The sequence below is a fragment of the Photobacterium satsumensis genome, assembly GCF_050336935.1.
Classification (GTDB): domain Bacteria; phylum Pseudomonadota; class Gammaproteobacteria; order Enterobacterales; family Vibrionaceae; genus Photobacterium; species Photobacterium satsumensis.
Genome location: NZ_JAKJSK010000010.1, coordinates 277,702 through 296,974, shown reverse-complemented (window position 1 = coordinate 296,974; position 19,273 = coordinate 277,702). Strand labels below are relative to the sequence as shown.

At 43.5% G+C, this 19,273-nt stretch carries 13 protein-coding genes; 5 read left to right on the top strand and 8 right to left on the bottom strand.

The window, feature by feature from the left end; translation table 11 throughout:
* The 3 genes from L4D79_RS21185 to L4D79_RS21175 all read right to left on the bottom strand — a co-directional run bounded on the left by L4D79_RS21185 (position 1) and on the right by L4D79_RS21175 (position 7,768).
* Positions 1–2,235 carry a TOMM precursor leader peptide-binding protein gene (locus L4D79_RS21185; RefSeq protein WP_428654074.1) on the bottom strand — a complete coding sequence of 745 codons (2,235 nt, stop codon included), beginning with the start codon at positions 2,233–2,235 and terminating at the stop codon, positions 1–3.
* Between the two features lie 131 nt (positions 2,236–2,366).
* Positions 2,367–3,692, bottom strand: a complete 1,326-nt coding sequence (locus tag L4D79_RS21180) for a hypothetical protein (protein WP_428654072.1) — start codon at positions 3,690–3,692, stop codon at positions 2,367–2,369.
* Between the two features lie 20 nt (positions 3,693–3,712).
* A complete protein-coding gene (locus tag L4D79_RS21175) occupies positions 3,713–7,768 on the bottom strand; it encodes a TOMM system kinase/cyclase fusion protein (RefSeq protein WP_428654070.1) in 4,056 nt (1,351 codons plus the stop codon).
* A gap of 341 nt (positions 7,769–8,109) precedes the next feature.
* Here L4D79_RS21175 and L4D79_RS21170 point away from each other — a divergent pair, with 341 nt between their 5' ends.
* On the top strand, positions 8,110–9,132 hold the full coding sequence (locus L4D79_RS21170; protein ID WP_428654068.1) for an acyltransferase: 1,023 nt from the start codon (positions 8,110–8,112) through the stop codon (positions 9,130–9,132).
* A gap of 129 nt (positions 9,133–9,261) precedes the next feature.
* On the opposite strand, the gene L4D79_RS21165 is transcribed toward L4D79_RS21170, so the two are convergent.
* Complete coding sequence (locus L4D79_RS21165; RefSeq protein ID WP_428654066.1) at positions 9,262–10,143, bottom strand: putative PEP-binding protein; 882 nt, start codon at positions 10,141–10,143, stop codon at positions 9,262–9,264.
* A gap of 439 nt (positions 10,144–10,582) precedes the next feature.
* Here L4D79_RS21165 and L4D79_RS21160 point away from each other — a divergent pair, with 439 nt between their 5' ends.
* The gene (locus tag L4D79_RS21160) at positions 10,583–11,638 is read left to right on the top strand and encodes a 3-deoxy-7-phosphoheptulonate synthase (RefSeq protein WP_428654064.1); all 1,056 of its coding nucleotides are present in this window, start codon (positions 10,583–10,585) and stop codon (positions 11,636–11,638) included.
* A 79-nt stretch (positions 11,639–11,717) separates the two neighbouring features.
* Positions 11,718–12,200, top strand: coding sequence for a YajQ family cyclic di-GMP-binding protein (locus L4D79_RS21155; protein ID WP_428654061.1), 483 nt, complete (start codon positions 11,718–11,720; stop codon positions 12,198–12,200).
* Positions 12,201–12,243: 43 nt separating this feature from the next.
* Here L4D79_RS21155 and L4D79_RS21150 read toward each other — a convergent pair whose 3' ends face one another.
* Positions 12,244–12,759 carry a type II secretion system protein gene (locus L4D79_RS21150; RefSeq protein WP_428654059.1) on the bottom strand — a complete coding sequence of 172 codons (516 nt, stop codon included), beginning with the start codon at positions 12,757–12,759 and terminating at the stop codon, positions 12,244–12,246.
* A 798-nt stretch (positions 12,760–13,557) separates the two neighbouring features.
* Between L4D79_RS21150 and L4D79_RS21145 the strand changes: the two genes are divergently transcribed.
* A complete protein-coding gene (locus L4D79_RS21145) occupies positions 13,558–14,850 on the top strand; it encodes a serine/threonine transporter (protein WP_428654057.1) in 1,293 nt (430 codons plus the stop codon).
* A gap of 162 nt (positions 14,851–15,012) precedes the next feature.
* Entirely contained in the window at positions 15,013–15,855 is an 843-nt protein-coding gene (locus tag L4D79_RS21140) for a pirin family protein (RefSeq protein WP_428654112.1), read from the top strand.
* Between the two features lie 849 nt (positions 15,856–16,704).
* Here L4D79_RS21140 and L4D79_RS21135 read toward each other — a convergent pair.
* The 3 genes from L4D79_RS21135 to L4D79_RS21125 are packed head-to-tail and all read right to left on the bottom strand — an operon-like array spanning position 16,705 to position 19,265.
* The gene (locus L4D79_RS21135) at positions 16,705–17,409 is read right to left on the bottom strand and encodes a 4'-phosphopantetheinyl transferase family protein (RefSeq protein ID WP_428654055.1); all 705 of its coding nucleotides are present in this window, start codon (positions 17,407–17,409) and stop codon (positions 16,705–16,707) included.
* Positions 17,402–18,196, bottom strand: a complete 795-nt coding sequence (locus tag L4D79_RS21130) for a thioesterase II family protein (protein ID WP_428654053.1) — start codon at positions 18,194–18,196, stop codon at positions 17,402–17,404. The genes L4D79_RS21135 and L4D79_RS21130 overlap by 8 nt, the downstream gene beginning before the upstream one ends.
* Positions 18,197–18,224: 28 nt before the next feature.
* Complete coding sequence (locus L4D79_RS21125) at positions 18,225–19,265, bottom strand: linear amide C-N hydrolase (protein WP_428654050.1); 1,041 nt, start codon at positions 19,263–19,265, stop codon at positions 18,225–18,227.
* Positions 19,266–19,273: the final 8 nt, after the last annotated feature.

The window sequence follows — 19,273 nt, the reverse complement described above, 5'->3', positions numbered from 1 at the left end:
TTATATCAGCAGGGCTTGAGCATTAAGCTGCTCCTCGGTTTTCGGTTCGGATAAAAATCCCATAGAAACTGGCACTTGATATAAACGCTTTGCCGCTAGATATGGAAATATGTGGCAGGTCCCTGGAATGATAATTTTTACCGTATTCAAAATCATTTCTGGACGGCTATAGTCTAATGCTAAAACATCGAGGTTCAATCGCTCTGCTTGCGCTAAGCAATATTGGATATCATCAGAAATATCTTGATTACTTGGCGTGGAAAAGTCTTCAAGCTGGCAAGGTGAACTGGCGTTTGGTAGAAGATATTGATCGGACTTCATTGCGTCAAAGTTAAAAGGTGCTGTATTGCTGTCTCTTATCTCTGTAATTTGGCACAGTTCAGTCAATGCTCTCTGACAGGCAATTGTTGCATTAACATGGCATCCAAAGCCAAAACAAAACTTTCCAGTTATTCGATGTTGACTGATAGCTGCTATAACAGGAATGTTGAAATCATTGGTAATATTAATTGCCCAATATTCCCACTCACTACCAAGCGTATTTGAGAGCTGTCGCAATAAATCAGCACTAACATTGGTAATATCAACTTGAGTTCGCTGAATTTTGTTATACCACCAGATAGCAACAGCATCTCTCTCAACAATTTCCAAAAAACCTTGCAATATTGCTTCTTCTACACGGTTACCTGCTGCACCACCATTATGATAGAAACGGCAAAATATTTGATCATCATAAGGTGTATTGGCATAGCAGTAACTTAGCGGTACAAAACGCTTTCTCTTTTGTGTTAGAGACCAGACTTCAGTCCAGTGAAGGGGCGAATCACCCTTGTATCTTGCTGCCGCATAGAGTTGATTTTCAATATTTTTATCATCTTCAAATCTTTCGTATTGACGCTGGCTAAAGGGGATTAAATCCTGAGGTAAGATATAATCTTCATCTCCTTTTCGAGGTGTTGTATAGAAACTAAACTCATTTCCTTGATACTGAGAAGCAAGACGCTCTATACCTTCGCTCAACGCACTCGCTTTCGACTGTTGAGTACTGATCCCCTTACCCATCGTAGTGTAATGAAAACTATCATTAGATAGCGTGCGCCAATTTAGCGGCTGTGGAATTTGAAAAAAACCACTTCGAAAAATTTTATTCACATACTTTCCTGAATGAGAGGCCGTTTTAATATGGCTCAAAAGGCCACTGATTGGGCTAATCAATGAACTTAGGCTCCGGCAGGTTTCCTCAGGTGTATTACAGCGCACACCGCCATCGAGCGTTGGCAACTTTAATGCTTGTTGAAGCTTTATCGGCTGTTGTCTTTGCGATAAATAAGGATCACCGCAACATGGACATTGAGGCCACGGAATCACTGGGTGAACTCTTGGTTCAGGTCCACCAGCATTTACTTCAAAAAAACAATTTGCAGGCTCATCGTCAACCAGTTTCTGTAGGGACGGTTCAACCAGTTCAATATGCTTATCAACAACCTGGCGGGTATACTGTATCGGTACGGCAGTTATAGCACCGCTTAGCCTATTCCCTGAGTGATCTTTGCCTAAGAGATATTTACCTGGACCGGTGTGGGCTAATTTCACCATCATATTGTCACTTGAAGTAACCCAACGGATAGCCGTGTTAATACGCATCCGGTGATGCAAACATTGCCAACAAGCCGTATTATCACCAGCTTTAAAGAGCGGCCCTACAAATGCTTGCTCACCCGTCACTTTTATTAGGATCCAATCCTCGTTTTTATCCAGAAATAAAGCGTTGATTTCATGCAATCGAGGGTCAAAAAAATCGTCAACTATAACGAAGCTGCCACTATACGTTGGCTTTATACGTTCAATAACTTTAAGTAATGGAGATAAAAACTCATATTCCGACAATATGATTATTTTATCTGATTGCTGATCCAGTAAAATCTTTGATAACGGTTTATCAAACCTAGGCGTATGGTAACGAATATCACTATCGCTAGGTTTATACTGCCTTATATATTCCGCCTTCAATAGGTATTCTAGTTCTTTATACAAGCGCAACACTTGAGGTGTCGATAGTTCAGCACTTAACTCATCCAGTGTTCGCTTGTGTTGAAGTACATCATTTAGCTTTTCAAGTGAGTCAACACTGATAATGTTATGATCAAAATCTGCTAGTAACGAAATGTATTTATTATCAATCGGTTGAATCACATACTTTGGATGCCATTCATAGTATTGACTAAAAATATTCAATAGATTCTCTCTTCCATAAGAGTCAGGCTATACGCGGGAGCTTCCTGCTTCTAAAGTTACTCCCTACCCAAATACATAACAACATATAACTATATTGATAATAGGTAGAGAGATCGCATTAAGTGATATTGTTAGCAAGTGAAGGGAAATCCTTCATCATCAACATCGTAATTCATTAACGCAATAGGTGCCATACCCTCATTTTCCGGCGGATGCGGTATAGAATACTGCACTATTTGTAGTGGTAGTTTGGGTCTTAGATAAGGTACGTTAGGTTCCACATCTTTTTGGCTTTCACCATCAAAGCTAGATGTAAGTTCTTGTTCATATACCCAATACCAACGACCTTCTGTTCTATCATCTTCATCAAAAGCATAAACTGCATGTTCATCCTCCATTAGAATTAAATCAAAATGAAGTGGGTACGTCGTATCAAGCAGCTCATTCACCAACTTGACCGTTTGCCCTGGCTTATGCTGGTCCAGTTGTTCTGGCTTAGTAATCAATAGATCCCATAAGTTATTTTCAGCCCACATCATCGTAACTAGATTCCGGACACCGGCACTAAGGCCAAAGTAGAGACCATCAGCATCATTATTAAGGTTATAGGATCTTTGTGGTTGGCCCGGCGCAAGTAACTCAGGTATTAGCTGTGTTGGTTCATGGCGATCTAATGGTGGTAGTCCTACATTGTGGCGAAATTTAGCATAAGCTTTAGAGAAATACAGGCTGTATAAACCCGTATGGGCAATAAATAAATCGGTTTCAATATTAAACTTATTCTCGCTAAGTGCCAGATCCCCCATGCTTTGGGCTCCAGACTCATAAGTTACGCTTTTATCACCTTCGGAGCAGGTCGTAAAAAATGATGGGTAATTTCCAGCAGCAACTGAAAGCGCTATTGTTTGCTCAAAACCAGACAGACTCTCTTTGCCTTTATTAATTCTTTGACCGCTAATCGTATTTAGCGTCTGCTTTTTAGGGACTTTTATAATAAGCCTATTATTAATATAAGGTTGCACCATAGCCGAACTACTAGCCGGATTATAATAAGGGGCAATCCCCTCTTGCCAAAACATATAGTGATTCTTTTTTGATACCACTTTAGTTGGATCCTTAGGTCCAGCGGCAATCATATAATCAACCCAATACTGGCCTTCAAACTTCGAACCAAAAATCTCAGTATCAAGGGGGTTCTGATAACGAAAATCAATACATTCAGACTTATCATCGGTATCAGTTAGCTTTATTAGTTTACCCGCGCTATTAAGCGTATGCGTGTTGCACATTTCGATAAAGCTTTCGATGTTGGCACTTTCAGACCAAATTTGGGCACATTCACGTAAGTGAAGCAACCTTAAATTTATCATTTTTCCAGCAACGGGTTTTGATAATTCATCAATGCGTTTTGATAATTCATCAACGCGTTTTGGTAATTCTGCGTTTTCATCTGACATTTTAATCCCTTAGTTTTAAATTAAAAAAAGTGCTTAACATCCTGCTGTACTTTGGCATATACATATGTGGCACCAACTTGTTTTGCTAGGTACATAGCTTGTTTGGCATCATCTTCCGCAGCCTTAGCTTGTTCAGGGAAATTCTGCCAAAGGCTCATTGCCCTTCGGTGGTATAGCTGCGCTTCGTAATAATGTTCGTTAATCGACTGGCATAGCGATATACAGTCATTAAACCTTTCAACGGCTTTTGAGGCCTCACCCTTCAATAAGTAAATATCTGCAATAAGTGAAGAAAAGTAGGCAACAGCATGCCGGGAGCCACACTCCTTCAGCTCAACAAGAGCCTGATCAGCGTGACGATCATCGTTACTTGCCCAAGAAAAAATTAAACGGCCGTAAGCAGCAAAAATAGGTAGTTCATGCTGTTGCGATAAACGTAATAACTCATTTGACGTGTTAAAACATGCATCTTTATCGTTGTTATATTGGTGTACGATACTTGCGTACATCAATGTGATTCCCAATGTACCCACGTGATTTAGCTCACGAGACTTAATCAACGCTTTATCTATATACGTTAACGCTAACTCAGTGTCGTCCATCTCCCAGCAAATTCTTCCTAAAGTTGCTAGCGAAAACGTAGGGCTGTGCCAGCCATATATTTGAAGGTGGTCGGGGTCTACATCAACTTCAGCATCATATTTAACGGCTGATTCAATATATTTCCTGCCAGATTGGCAGTCTCCACCAGTATAAAAATAATAACCAATCAAACTTAAGATAGCGGACTTATCCGAATCACTGGCTACAGTTATCAACTGCTCCAGCTCTCGTACAACTTGTGGTAGGTCCTGACGCTCCCCCGCAGAAAGGCCTTGCATCAGCTTCCACCATAAGTGTTTAATGAGTTCTTTCTTTTCAGTCCCCTCCTCCGAGTTCAACAACTCTATTGAGCTTTCACTATACTCTTTGACCTTTTCAGACGCCCAACCTCCGGTTAGCATATTTAATGTTATTAAAATTTCGTTAAGCGCTAGGTTGAACTTACGTTGCTCATCTTCGTGAAGGTACCTTAGCCAAATTTTGATTTTTTCTGTTTGAAGTGCTGTCTCTTTAGAAGATGCTGCATTCAAGTTAAGTTTTGCACCTTCAATCCCGAAACAGACCGCTTTATTAAATACCTCTGCCGATGCAAAATGTTGCGCTACGGCCATTGGCTCCTTTCTAGCGACGTCTGGAAAATGTACCTCTAATGAATTTGCAACCTGTAAATGGGAGTGCTTCAATGTGGCGCTATTTATCCCCTCATAGGCAGCATCTCTAACCAGAGCATGCTTGAAGATATAACTATCACCTTCTACTTGTCGCTGCTGATAAATCAACTCAGCCTTAATCAATTCATCCAGATCTATTTGCACTTGCGCTTCATCTTTACTTGATGCCGCTACAAGTAAATCGTAATCAAAAGTCCGTCCTATTGTTGCGGCAAGCTGTGCAGTATCTTTGGCGAACTCAAGCCAATCAAGTCTTTGTTGTAACGACTCTCTTAAACTGACCGGCACTTGGCTCTGCTTTTCGCTATCGACAAAGTCAACGGTACCATTGACCTTATGTACTAGCTTTTGCTTTTGTAAAGTTGACGCCAATTCTTCAATGAACAATGGAATACCATCGGTTCGCTCAATTAAAAGCGCCGATAAGCGTTTCGATAATGGCTGCTGATTAAACAGATAAGCAACATAGTCATTAACGTTAGCATCACTGAGCTTATCAACTTTTACTACCAAGAAAGGGAGATCTTCCATTATGGTTGGTATATCCTCGCGCGAAGTATTTAACCAACAGTGATTTCCCTCTTTAAATGCTTCAGTCTGAACAAAATAATGGATAAATTCTTTGCTCGTTGGATCAGCCCAATGTAGATCCTCAAAAATAAATAGGTGTTGTTTTTTATCGTTTGCCTTCTCCCCATCACTTAGGTGTATCTGGCACAGCAAATGGCTTAAAACGTCAAACAAACGCTGTTTTTGTAATGCGGGTGACAAGTTACCGATCGCGTTACTCTCTGCGGTTTGTTCATCAGTCGTTATATTGAGCCATGAAGACAAGACTGACAGCCCTTGCTCTTGATGCAGCTGAGGCAAATCGCTTAGCTCAATCGCTTGCGCTAGCCGTATGATCTTTTGCTCATCAGACAAAGGAGAAAGTGCATATTTCACTTTCAATAAAGTGAGGATAGGATAAAGGGCATTGTTTTGGTGTTCAGGTAGACACTGGGCAACAAAATGTCGCCAATCACCGATACGCTCTCTTAACTCAAAGACTAAGCGTGACTTACCAATTCCAGCTTCGCCCTGGATATGGGCGATTCTATTGGTACGCTGTAGCGCCGTATCATCGCTACTTTTGCCAGCCAACAGCTCGACTAACGCTTTTATTTCTAGCTCTCGACCAACAAAAGCCCTGTTTTTTTGCGTACTGCGTAAAAAGCCAAACGCTTCTGATAACCGTTCTGAGCGTAATAAGTAGGGCCTTTCTTCAACATAGCTTGCCGACGCATTAACCGGTTCTGGATTGATTAATCGCTCAAAATTCAGGTAGCTTTCAAGGATCAGTTTAACGCTTTCTGAGCAAACTATTTGCCCAGGCTTAGCTTGCCGGCATAAACTCATCGCATCATGAGCGGCCTTACCTTCAGGTATATTACCTGCGAGGCTTTGCATTAATCCAGCCTGCATACCCATCTGAATATGACTTACAATCCCATGGCTTTTTTTTAACAACGCATTTTTTCGATTAAAGTTACTCACGATTTCTAACGCGGCACGACTACATAGCCGACTATCATTATCACTTACTTTTGGGTAGCCGAAGTAGAATAATAACGTATCGCCTAAAGAACCCACATGAGTAGCACCGTAACGAACTGCAAGATCAATACATTGCTGCATTTGATCACTATGGAAAGTATCAATCACATCCTGCTCGACAAGCTGAACCGTCTGCTCTTCAGATTGCAAACAGGCCGTTGTTAAGATTACGCTTAACACCGATATTTGTTTACGCTCAGTCAGCCGAGAATAAGAAAAGTTCCCGTCATTCACCAGTGTCTCATCATGCTGGTTAACCTGAGTGATATCACTGACGCCAACAGCGGGATGATGTACAGCTTTAGGAGAAGGAGTGCCCGTTAAATTTACAAAATTTATTTTTTCAAATTCATGATATAACTCAGCTGTATTAGCAGGCCTTTCATATGACTTTTTGTTCAATACCCGTCGAAAGAAAGGCGCCGAATTATGACCAGCCAAAATGCCTAGCGGAACATTCGTCGGGCTTAATTGCTGATGAAAGATAGCGGCGAGACTACGACCTGTGATTGTTGGCACACCCGTTAGGCACTCTAAAAAGACCAAGCCCCAGACATATATATCCGTTTGAGCAACAGGAGGCTCACCACGTAGCTGCTCAGGCGAACTATATGTCGGCGTTCCTAAGGTTTCTTGTGTTAGCGTGATGCTTTTGTAGTCTAACTGCCTGACTTCATTCTTTAATGTACCTATGCCAAAGTCCAACACTTTAACATGAGTTTTAGCCCCGACTTGATAGAGCATAATATTGGCAGGCTTTATATCTCTATGTATCACGCCTTTTTCATGTGCATGCGATAATGCGTCTAACACACATGCCATAATTTCAGCAGTATCAACAGCATTCAATGCACCATGAGTATCTAAGTGCTCTTTTAATGTATATCCATCAATATACTCATAAACCGCATAGATCAGTAAATCACTCTGCTGACCTTTATCAATAAGATGGACAATATTTGGATGATTGAGGCGACGGATTAAATCGGACTCTCGATGGAATCGTTCAATGTAGCGCCGTTTTTTTTCTTGGTCGAAGTCTGGACTGAGTATTAAAAACTTTATAGCAACGAGCTTTTGCGTACTATGCTGAAGGGCTTTATAAACATGCCCAAAACCACCTTCGCCAATTTTTTCAATTAACTCATAGTCCGGTGAGCTAAACGTTGCCTCTACAGAGTTTTGACTCTGGAAATCCATTCCCATTGCACTCTCTCATTATTATGTTAATAATCAAACCTTTAAATCAATCACCAATAATAACAACCCTAAATGGAACCGCATATTATCAATATCAAACTGAAACTAAAGATAGATGCTCTTTACTTATTTATCAAACAGCACGCAGTTGACTTGATTGCATATTGTGAGTTGGCGCGCATCGGTTCATCCACCTCTCTCTATATATGTAAACCACTACAGCGCCTTCTAGCGGCAACTTGCCCTCTAGTTTGATAAAAACTTTTACAAATCTATTGATCGATGAGTAACTAAAGTTGACTATGCCTGATAATATTGAGGTCTAAATTCACCATTCTCGACTCCCCATGACCCAAAACCGCATTGCCAGTTTCGAAGTCGGCAGGCTCGTCGCTCTGCTTGGCGTAATCGCTATTCATAGCCAGCTCTTCATGAAAGCTCCATTGGTTAACGACGAACCATGGCTCGGCCTACTCATTAACCAAATTAGTCGTTTTGCCGTTCCTCTATTTTTCATCTTGGCGGGGTATTTCATTGCACCAAAGCTTTCAGCCCAACCCTCAACAACCCTAAAGCATTACAGCTCTCCACTCTTAAAACTCTGGTTTGTTTGGAGCGCAATCTTTATATTTGCGCCCTTCAACATTCAAATGGCATGGGAATCAGGCTATATCGCTGAGCGCAGTGGTTATTGGCAGTATTTACTCTCCCAGCCGTTGAACACATTGTTTGAGGGCGGCTTAGTTCACCTTTGGTATATCCCGGGCTTGGTTTGCGGGCTACTTGCCATTGCCCTTTGTTGTCATGCAAAAAAGCAAAACTTAATCTTTCCTATTGCTATCGCGCTGTATCTCTTTGGTCTAGCTGCTGGTAGCTACCTGCCTATTACGGGGATTGAATTTCCTTTATTCAGCCGTAACGGGCCGTTTATGAGTATGCTGATGCTCACGATTGGCTTCATGAGCAAACAGAACGGATGGCAATTAAGTTTTGGCAAAGCGACTGCTCTCGCCTTAGTCGGCATGGGGTTACATTTGGCTGAAGCGGTATTTTTATTACGCTATGACGTACCATTCAACATGCATGATTTCCTCATCGGAACTCCCTTTTGGGCAACTGGGTTATTTTTCATGTTGATGGGGCACCCTCAATTTGGAAAGTCAGTGGTAAAATTAAACATTAGCAAGCATGTACTAGGGATCTATCTGGTTCACCTTCTGATCATTATTTACTTAATGCACCTTCTTCCCCTGCTTGGTTTCACTGGCTACGCCAATGACATTTTACGTTTTGTTCTTACATGTATCATTAGCTATGGCCTCGTTACACTGATAGATAAGACACCGCTACGAAGCGTACTTTTGAGATAAAAAACAAATTAGAGATAAGAAGCAAAAAAGAACCCGGCAGGATAAGAATTCCACCGGGTTCTTCATTTCAAGGCTTTTTATACCAATAAAGCTAAGTTATTGATCAAACATTGACGTCAGTTGGAACGACTATTGTGTAATCACTCTAGAGACTCCATGCTCCATCAACCACAGCTGGAGATTAGGCGCTTTGCTGATGTAATGGCTCAGCATATCACATGGTTTTTTCGCTACCGTTGCAGCCTTCAATGCATGGTCGATGAGTGCTAACACCGCTTCATTTTGATCATCATGCAAATACTCCAATGACGGATGGGTTTGATCTAACCCAAGAGCAAACTGGGCTAGCTGATCGATATCAATGACCAACCCATCAAAATATTGCAAAAACTTTTCTGCCGTTAATGCATTAGCCGGTAGTTCAGCCATCAGATGAACCCTGAGCCCTTGTGCTCCGCGGCATAGACCTTGCTCTGCCAATAAATCAATGGCCGTCGCCGCTTCACTGAAAGTTCTGACAAATGGAATGACAAGTTCAATATTCACCATACCTTCTGCCATTCGGGCACGCTTGATAGCTTCGCACTCAAGTTCAAAAGCTTTACGAATTGCCTTGTTTGCCCAGCGTGAAACGCCTCGCTGGCCAATAAGCGGATTCACCTCTTTGGTTTCAAGTTCTGAACCTAGAAGTGATTGCCTCTGGTATGAATCAGCCCCAGCAAGGCGTACCTTGAGCGGTTTGTCCCCAGCTTTTTGCGCTGCCGCAATGAGCTTCTCTGCCAGAGCAGAGACAAAATATTCCGCTGGGTTACCTTCTGTTTGTACCAGCAACTGCTGCTGAACGTCTGAGGATAAGTCAGCAGGGTAAGCCGCTGCCAGAGGATGGAGCCCAATTTCTAGCAAAATATCATCAACCGAAAGCAGGCCAATATCGGCTTGCATACTTGATAATTGCGACGAGGATTTGAGGATTTCAGAAAATTGTAAACCTGACTGAGCGCTGTTTGTCATAAGCCACCATAACTACTTTATCTTGGTTTCTTGGAAGAACATATATGGACAGATCATAGCGCCTAGGCCAGTGATTCCTTTCGTATATCGACTTCCATTTTTACCCATACAACATGGATAGATATTCACATAGACCCAACATACTGACTCATGCCACCTGACGCAAGTAGCTATGTCGAAAGTTTTAATTATCTATGGCTTCGGTAAGTACAAGATCCTGAGTATTCACAGGGCCAATGTATTTAATGCTAGGTGGGGATGATATATTTCAGTTGCACAAAAAGGCAGCTTGCATTGATCTATTTTCATAAAAGGCGAAGTAAAAAAGAAAGCACTAGAATAAAAATCTAAGTGATATCACAAGTTTGGTTTATTCCTGCCAACTTTTGGGCTATCTTTACGCGTCAATAATTTTTGTAATACCGAGATAGGCAACACTATGCCAATGAAAACAGATGAACTCCGCACCGTAAGCCTTGGGCTAATGCCAACGCCGGCTGCGGTAGAAGCTGCTTACCCAATCACAGATGAAATTGCGGAGCATATCGCCCACTCTCGTCGTCAAGTTGAAGCTATTCTCACGGGCCAGGACTCCCGTCTTCTTGTTATCGTTGGTCCTTGCTCTGTCCATGATCCTGATGCAGCCATCGACTACGCAAAACGACTTCAAGCGGTTCAGGAAAAATACCAAGATACGCTTTTTATTGTTATGCGTACCTATTTTGAAAAACCGCGTACTGTCGTGGGCTGGAAAGGCTTGGTCTCCGACCCTAACCTTGACGGCAGCTTGGATTTAGCCAAGGGTCTACACACTGCCCGTAAGTTGCTTGTTGATATCAATACGCTTGGCATGCCTACAGCAACTGAATTCCTTGATATGATCACTGGTCAATATTTGGCAGACCTGATCAGTTGGGGGGCTATCGGTGCTCGTACAACCGAATCTCAAATCCACCGCGAAATGGCTTCTGCCCTATCCTGCCCAGTTGGATTCAAAAATGGCACCGATGGCAACATCAAGATTGCAATCGATGCGATTCGCGCCACACGCGAGTCACATGTGTTCTGCTCTCCAGCCAAAAACGGTGAAATGACCATTTACCGTACATCAGGTAACCCTCATGGCCACGTGATTCTTCGTGGTGGCAAGATGCCAAACTACCATGCAGAAGATATTCAAGCGTCTTGTGACACATTGGCTTCATTCGATTTACCAACCCGTTTGGTCGTCGATTTCAGCCATGGTAACTGCCAGAAGCAGCATAAGCGCCAACTTGATGTCGCTGCCGACATTTGTCAGCAGATTAAATCAGGCAGCCAGTTTATTGCCGGCATAATGGCCGAAAGTTTTATCGTAGAAGGTAACCAGCCTGTCGATATCGACAATTTAGACGCATTAACTTATGGCCAGTCGATTACCGATCCGTGCATTAACTGGGATGATACAGTCACCCTGCTAGACATGCTTTCCGATGCAGTAAGTAGCCAACAGTAACTGACTGAGGTATGGCCCGTTCTATGCCATACCTCAATACAACATATAATTAAATCACTAAACAATTAGGATTACGCACATGCCATCTTTTGATATTGTTTCTGAAGTCGACTTCGTTGAAATCCGAAATGCAGTAGAAAACGCGTCTCGCGAGCTTGAAACTCGTTTTGATTTCCGAGGTGTAGAAGCTAGCTTCAAACTAGAAAAAGAAGTCGTTAAAATTACGACAGAATCTGATTATCAACTAAGCCAGCTAATTGCTATTCTTCGTGGCAACCTTGCTAAACGCCATGTTGACGCACAATCAATGGATCAAAAAGACACGACTCGCACTGGTAAGTCTTTTGCTTGTAACGTTGAATTCAAGCAAGGTGTCGACACTACTGTTGCGAAAAAAATCGTTAAAATGATTAAAGATGAGAAGCTGAAGGTACAAGCTTCAATCCAAGGCGATAAAGTACGCGTGACCGGTAAGAAACGCGATGACCTACAGGCAGCTATGTCGCTTGTACGTGGTGCTGAGTTGGGACAGTCATTCCAGTTTGACAACTTCCGCGACTAATACCGTTTCGCAAAAAAAAACCGCCAGAGTTGGCGGTTTTTTATTAGCATTCATAGGTTACTTGGGTAACTTTTAACTTGTCTATTAGTGTTGCGCCATCTTTATAGTGCTCTAGCTTTACATAACACCTATGTGCTGTGATCTCCTCACCGAATCGCTCTGCACCAAAATACACATATGTCCAGCTATCATAGTCGCTCACGGTTAAGCCATCGATACTCATTGCTTGATGCAAATGTTCAGGCTTGACGCTCATAAAGTTATCATGCACGTAAAGCTCTGTGCCCGGAATGTTTTTAAGGCTGGCGGTCCCATCTAACACCCCCGCTATCTCAGCCTTGGCCATCACAATATCATTCGCAGCATGAAACGCTCCTTCAAATCCTTTTAAGACAGCAATTCTTGCATCGCTTTGGCTATTCATAAATTTAGGTGCTGCTGTAACAGCTAAAATGCCCAAAAGCACGATGACTACAACCATTTCTATTAGAGTAAACCCCTTTTGAAAAGGATAGGCATTACTATGACCAACAACCAAACTATATACCACCAAATGCATAGGTAAACATATGGTGATTATACTGAAATACACCACCCACTCAATGGATTTGTCAAAATATTGACACCACCATGGTTACACAGCATATTTTTTAACGTACTTGGCTAAATTAGAGGCTGCTCCGTTCCCCTAAACCAGTCATTTGCGCAATTAGATCGCTGGATTTTTCATCACTTAATTTATGGTATAAATTTTCGAATACTTCAAACTACTCCTTTTTATCTATACGAAGTCCACTTACAAACCTACCACACATGAATTTTCTCACTTCATCTAAACCATTCACGCAATTATCTCCACCAATTGATATCGGCGCTAAAATCAATTAAAGATTATTAACAAAAGTTAATACACTTTCACCACTAGACACAAAAATCTATAACTGGATATTTTATGGTTATAAACAAGTGCCTGAATATTGTGCAAACAGACTCGTAAAAGCGAAAAACCATAGTTGTGATACGGATAATCCCCTATACTTGCCCCGTCCTATCTAGGGTTCCAGTTGTTAATTTTAAAGGTTTTAATAAGTTAGAGATTTAGAGCAGTCATGACCAAGTAGCATTGTGCATGCATGGAATTAGCGCTTTTAGACCCAGGACGTCGATATAATCACTTTTCCGTTTAAAGTGATTCCCCCACAATTTGCTTCTTACTATTGTTCGTAGAACCTGCAAATAGTTATTTGCAAGCTGCTCTTGCTCTTTTACTGATTTTCCATCAGTAAAGCAGGGAAGATACACCGAAGAGAACCCTTTGAAGGATATATAAATTATACCTATAAAGGAGATGTCCATAATGGACACTGTGAAAAACAATACCGTTCAATCTCAATCAACGACTTCAGCAAAGCTGGGGTGGAAAAAAGTCGATACCCTGTGGGTGCTTGGTCTGTTTGGTACAGCTGTAGGTGCAGGTACGCTGTTCCTACCAATCAATGCTGGTGTCGGCGGCCTGATCCCACTGTTAGTGATGACAGTACTTGCGCTACCGATGACCTACTTCGCTCACCGCGGCATGACACGTTTTGTGCTTTCAAGCTCCAACCCTGGCGCTGATATCACAGAGGTAGTAGAAGAACACTTCGGGGCGGGCATGGGTAAAGTAATCACCCTACTTTACTTCTTTGCTATCTACCCGATCCTGCTTGTATACAGCGTGGCGCTGACTAACACAGTTGAAAGCTTCATGATCAACCAGTTGAGCATGGTTCCACCAGCACGCTGGATCCTTGCGTTGGCTTTGATTATCGGTCTAATGGCGGTTGTACGACTGGGTGAAGAACTCATCGTTAAAGCAATGAGCGTATTGGTATTCCCGTTCGTAGCGGTTCTACTAGCGTTAGCTCTATACTTGGTTCCAGAATGGAATGGCGAAATCTTCAACCATGTTATGCCTGCAGAAGGCGGAATGACATCAGTCCTTATGGCGGTATGGCTAATTCTTCCTGTGATGGTTTTCTCATTTAACCATTCGCCGGTGATTTCATCTTTTGCTGTAGCGATGCAAAAAGAGCACGGTGATAATGCTGAGCCTCAAGCGCGCCGCGTACTTCAACGTGCACACATCATGATGGTTGCAACAGTAATGTTCTTCGTGTTCAGCTGCGTGCTTTCCTTGTCTCCAGCAAACCTAGCAGAAGCTAAAGCACAGAACGTTTCAATTCTGACTTACCTGTCTAACCATTTCAATACACCAATGATTGCTTACGCAGCCCCTATTGTTGCGATTATTGCAATTACTAAGTCTTTCCTTGGACACTACATTGGTGCTAGCGAAGGCCTAAACGGCTTGGTAGTTAAAGTTGGCCGTGGTCGTGGCAAAGAAATTAGCCCGAAAGCCCTAAACGCATTCACCGCGACCTTCATGCTTGTTACGACTTGGGCGGTAGCAACAATCAACCCAAGCATCTTGGGTATGATTGAAAGCTTGGGCGGTCCTATTATCGCTATGTTGCTATTCATCATGCCGATGTACGCGATTAATAAAGTACCTGCGATGCGTAAATATTCTGGTGCTATCAGTAACGTATTCATCGTTATTATCGGCCTGATTTCTATTTCAGCGATTTTCTACTCTTTGGCCCAGTAAGCCATAAAGTAACCATGATTCAAGGCCATCATTCGATGGCCTTTTTATATTCCCGAGCAGCCCCACCCTCATTCAACTTTTTAAAACATCTTGTTCGTCAATGGCTACTGTTTGTGATTGTAAACTCTGCATACACTGAAAACATACTCAGTTTAGGAGGCAATTATGGCTATTCGACAAATCCAGTCCCTCATCCCCGCCCACCCATCCTCTGATGGTGATGGTGTCCGTATTCAACGAGTACATGGTTTTAACAACACACAGTTCTCTCCTTTTTTAATGATCGATGAATTGAAGTCCGAAAGCTCGGCTGACTACATCGGTGGTTTCCCTCCCCATCCACACCGGGGCATAGAAACACTGACCTACATGTTAAAAGGCCATTTCCAGCATAAGGATCACATGGGGAATGTCGGTGAACTCAGCGATGGTGGAGCCCAGTGGATGTCTGCAGGAAAAGGCGTGATCCACAGTGAAATGCCAATCATGACTGACGGGAAGCTTCACGGTTTCCAGATCTGGATAAACCTACCTGCAGCAAAAAAAATGCAGCCTGCGGATTATCATGATTTTCAGTCTGACGTTATCACGCAATACCAACAAGAGGATGGCAGCCTTATCCGCGTTATTGCCGGTGACTTAACAACCCGAGGAACAACACTTGCCGGCCCATTGCAGCAAACAGGTGTCCCGGTAACAATTGCTGATTGGCAGGCACACAAGGCCGCGACATTTAACAGCTGCCTCAATCCGGACTTTCAAGCCATGCTCTACGTATACCACGGCGAGATTCAAGTGGGTGATACTACGGTCAAGCAAGGCACACTGGCTTTGCTCGGCAATGGGGAAGGTTTAGCTATTTCAACTGAAAACGAAGCCGGGGTGTTATTGTTATCTGGCCATCCTATTAACGAACCTGTCGTTCACTATGGTCCCTTTGTGATGAACAGCATGGGGGAGATTGAGCAAGCCATTCAGGATTACCAACAAGGTAAATTCGTGTAAGGCTAAGTCGACGGGTGCATACTGCCATATCCGTTTACCAAAAGCCGGCTAACATGATCAAGGCCATGTTAGCCGCCTGCCTGATACATTTTAGAGCTGGCAACGTCTGGTGCTACAGTTTGGCCTTTGGTACATCAGTCGTCCGGGCACTAAAGCCAGCATGGAAACGCTATGTCGTTCAGGACGAAAGGTTGTGTGTTCCTGGCTAGAGTTTCTACAGGAAGACGGTCTAATCCCCATTGGCGTGATACTGCAAGACTTTCGCCGGGCCGATTTTCTGGCACACCGATTACCCTGAATGCCTGCGGCCCAAGACGTTACGTCAGCACTTGGCAACCAGAGCTAAGTGAACTTTCTCTACAATAGGACGCTGTTCATCCGTTAAATTCATAATTATTTTAACTGTTCTGCAACCTTCAGTTTTAAATATCAGGTTTAGAATAGTTTCTGCTGTAGTGCAACATCACAACATACATATTATTAAACAAGAGCCATAGCTTAACTCTATCATATGCTTATATAAGCATAGCTAAACGGAATCCTAATTCAACAGGGAAGTAATTGTTAATAAAGAAGTCATTTATCGCTATTATATCGACATCGACTATTTTGACTGATTGTGTCAGTAAAAAGGGTTATCGAAGTCTTAAACTCAAAAAATTCCGTTCATCATTATTCTGATGCCCATAGTTATTTTCATGGCTATTGGCATGATCTTCTAGTCGAAGAATATAGGATACCTTTAATGATCACTGGTTATCAGATAAAGGCTGACGATAAAACAATACAAATATAACTTAGTGAATGAATTATTTTTGAACTAACTCAGTATTATGCGCAAAGTTCAAATCAAGCTGGCAAGTTAAGGTGCCTAATCTGTGGTTCTGCACGATTGAGTGTAGCCCAAGACACGATGTGCCCTTGTGTCATAATACTGCCAAGTTTGATATCACAATCCGGCATACCGGCCACCTCCACCTCTATCGGTCCATCGATTGAGAAGCTCAACTTGTTCAGCTCGTAATGCAACCCCCAGCCCTTCTGCTTCAAATAGGCTTCTTTCAGTGTCCAAAGCCGAATGAAACTTTCACACTGTTGCTCTACAGGTAACCGATCAAGCCTTTCGTGCTCAGCACTGGTCAATACAGACTGCGTAAGTCCATCGATCTCACTGACTGACATCCGCTGCGGCGATTCGACATCGACCCCGACTTCGCCATAGCGGCTGACCACTAGGACACTGTACTCTTCACAATGGCTCAAGTTGAAAAACAAACCTGTCTCTACACTAAGATATGGCTTGCCGAAGCGGCCTTGAAAAAAAAACAGCTCGCTCATGGTGCAGCCAAGGTGGTCGGCAAGGATCCGGCGCATATACCAGTGGCTGACCGTATATCTGGCTTTATCTTTCTCGAAGACGAACTGATCGACTTGATCCTGCTCATACTGTGCAAGATCGCGAATGAGCCGAGGCCAACTATCCATATTGTTGGCAATGATATAGATGACATCGTGAACCGATATATCGTCGGCGTAACTATCCCCCTTAAGCACGAAGCCTTCCCCGTCCTGAAGTCGCACTCCCCATCTGCGTTTCTATCAAATCACAGATCTGGGGATACTTGGTGTTGAGGAAGAAATGCTCACCATCGAACTCTGTGATCGCTATCGTCTCTTGAGTATATTTTTCCCAGCCTTCAATATCGTCTCTATTGGCAACTTCATCGGCGCGTCCATAAAGCGCATGAATTGGGCAGCTGACCGACTGCGACGGGTCAAAGTTGTGCGTTTCGTGCATCTTGAAGTCGCCACGAAGCATAGGTAACAGCAGTAACATCGTTTCTCGGTGCTCAAGAATCTGCGGTACCGTCCCTCCGTATTCACGCAATTCACTAACAAACTCGGACTCAGGTAGGGCATGGAGCTGCCGCTTCTTGCTCTTCCTTTCGGGTGAACGGAAACCTGATACGACCAAGAGTTCTGGTGAGCAGCCGTAATGTTTTTCCACATAACGGGTCAGCTCCAAGGCAATCAATGCCCCCATACTATGGCCGAAGAACACGCAGGGCTTATCCATCAGAACTCTGACAATCGGTGCCAGCGTTTCAACCAACAGTTCAAGGTCGGTCATCACCGGCTCTGAGAACCTAGCCTCCCGGCCCGGTAGCTTCAACGCCCACACTTCCGCCTGTGGCAGATGCGCTGGCCATTGGCGGTATATGTTGGATCCGCCTCCCGAAAAAGGGAAACAAATCAACCGGTAATCACCATTGTCGTGATTTGAGAAGTTGGCAAACCAAGTTTCAATGGCTTGCTCAGGATTTGCATAAACAGACTTCATTTTTACTTTCAACATCCTATGTTTAATATCACTGTTCAGATACCAAAAATTGATCGGGATAGCGGGCTATTTCTTCTATAGCCCTTGCAGGAAAATGCCGCTTATAGGGGCGATACGTCTTGGTGATCATCTGACGATTCTCATGGTACGAGTAAGGGATCATTTTCGGTTTAGCGCCACGATCAGACGAGGGATGGAGATCGCAACATAAACGCTCCTGAAGTGTGTCAAATGCCCAGTCATCGAGACAGATTCTAAACCCGCAGCCGTTGCCATACCGATTAAATCCCATAGTCCTATTACCTGGCGTGAAGAGTATCTGCCAACACGTCCTGAAGCTGCCTGCGCCAAACAACACCTGCAGCAGGGGATCCCAACACTTACCCGCAATCGCCACCTTTTCCAGCCCCTCGCGGACAAAATGTTCAGGTGCCTTCCTACTGTCCTGAAAAGTCTGGCTGTAGTCTAACAGCCGGCAATAACGGGCAATTGAGCTACTGGAGCAAGCTGCCGGCTTCGCCAGGCTGGACTGTTGATAATGCTGGCGACTGCTGGCCAAACTATGATTGGTCAACACCAACGGCTTGCCGGCCTGAAAGCGGCTAACGACTATCTCACCGTGCACAAATTCAATCACAGCACCTTGCCCGGAGCTATCGGCAATCACATAGTGAAGCGGGATAAATTGGCTGTACACCTTGATGGTCGTTAGATTTGCCAGCACTTCATCAATACTAGCGCAGGTATCCAATTGATACTGGATCCATTGTAGCTCGCTCAAGGCCGGCTCCATAGGGCACAAAGGCGGGTAGGATGCATCGCGTTGCTCAAGCAAGTGGATACTCAGTCCCATTTCGTTGATCCCACCACAGGGAAGCTCGCAGCCAAACTGGACCAATGTGGCGGAGCCATAGCGGCTGTGCCAGCGAAACTGCCCCCCGAGGGGCAGTTCACTCCATTTGTGCAGTTTGCGGGGATTGATCACCATCATGCCATGATCAAACTGAAAATCGTAATTGACACCCAGTACAGAATTTTCAGTGGCCATCAAGCCTAACGCCGAGCACATATCTTTTC

Bases quoted from the DNA above. Each gene is read 5' to 3' on its own strand.
- L4D79_RS21165 (WP_428654066.1), bottom strand. From the start codon at position 10,143: ATGACAAACAGCGCTCAGTCAGGTTTACAATTTTCTGAAATCCTCAAA.
- L4D79_RS21180 (WP_428654072.1), bottom strand. From the start codon at position 3,692: ATGTCAGATGAAAACGCAGAATTACCAAAACGCGTTGATGAATTATCA.
- L4D79_RS21160 (WP_428654064.1), top strand. From the start codon at position 10,583: ATGCCAATGAAAACAGATGAACTCCGCACCGTAAGCCTTGGGCTAATG.
- L4D79_RS21150 (WP_428654059.1), bottom strand. From the start codon at position 12,759: ATGCATTTGGTGGTATATAGTTTGGTTGTTGGTCATAGTAATGCCTAT.
- L4D79_RS21125 (WP_428654050.1), bottom strand. From the start codon at position 19,265: ATGTGCTCGGCGTTAGGCTTGATGGCCACTGAAAATTCTGTACTGGGT.
- L4D79_RS21155 (WP_428654061.1), top strand. From the start codon at position 11,718: ATGCCATCTTTTGATATTGTTTCTGAAGTCGACTTCGTTGAAATCCGA.
- L4D79_RS21130 (WP_428654053.1), bottom strand. From the start codon at position 18,196: ATGAAGTCTGTTTATGCAAATCCTGAGCAAGCCATTGAAACTTGGTTT.
- L4D79_RS21175 (WP_428654070.1), bottom strand. From the start codon at position 7,768: ATGGGAATGGATTTCCAGAGTCAAAACTCTGTAGAGGCAACGTTTAGC.
- L4D79_RS21145 (WP_428654057.1), top strand. From the start codon at position 13,558: ATGGACACTGTGAAAAACAATACCGTTCAATCTCAATCAACGACTTCA.
- L4D79_RS21170 (WP_428654068.1), top strand. From the start codon at position 8,110: ATGACCCAAAACCGCATTGCCAGTTTCGAAGTCGGCAGGCTCGTCGCT.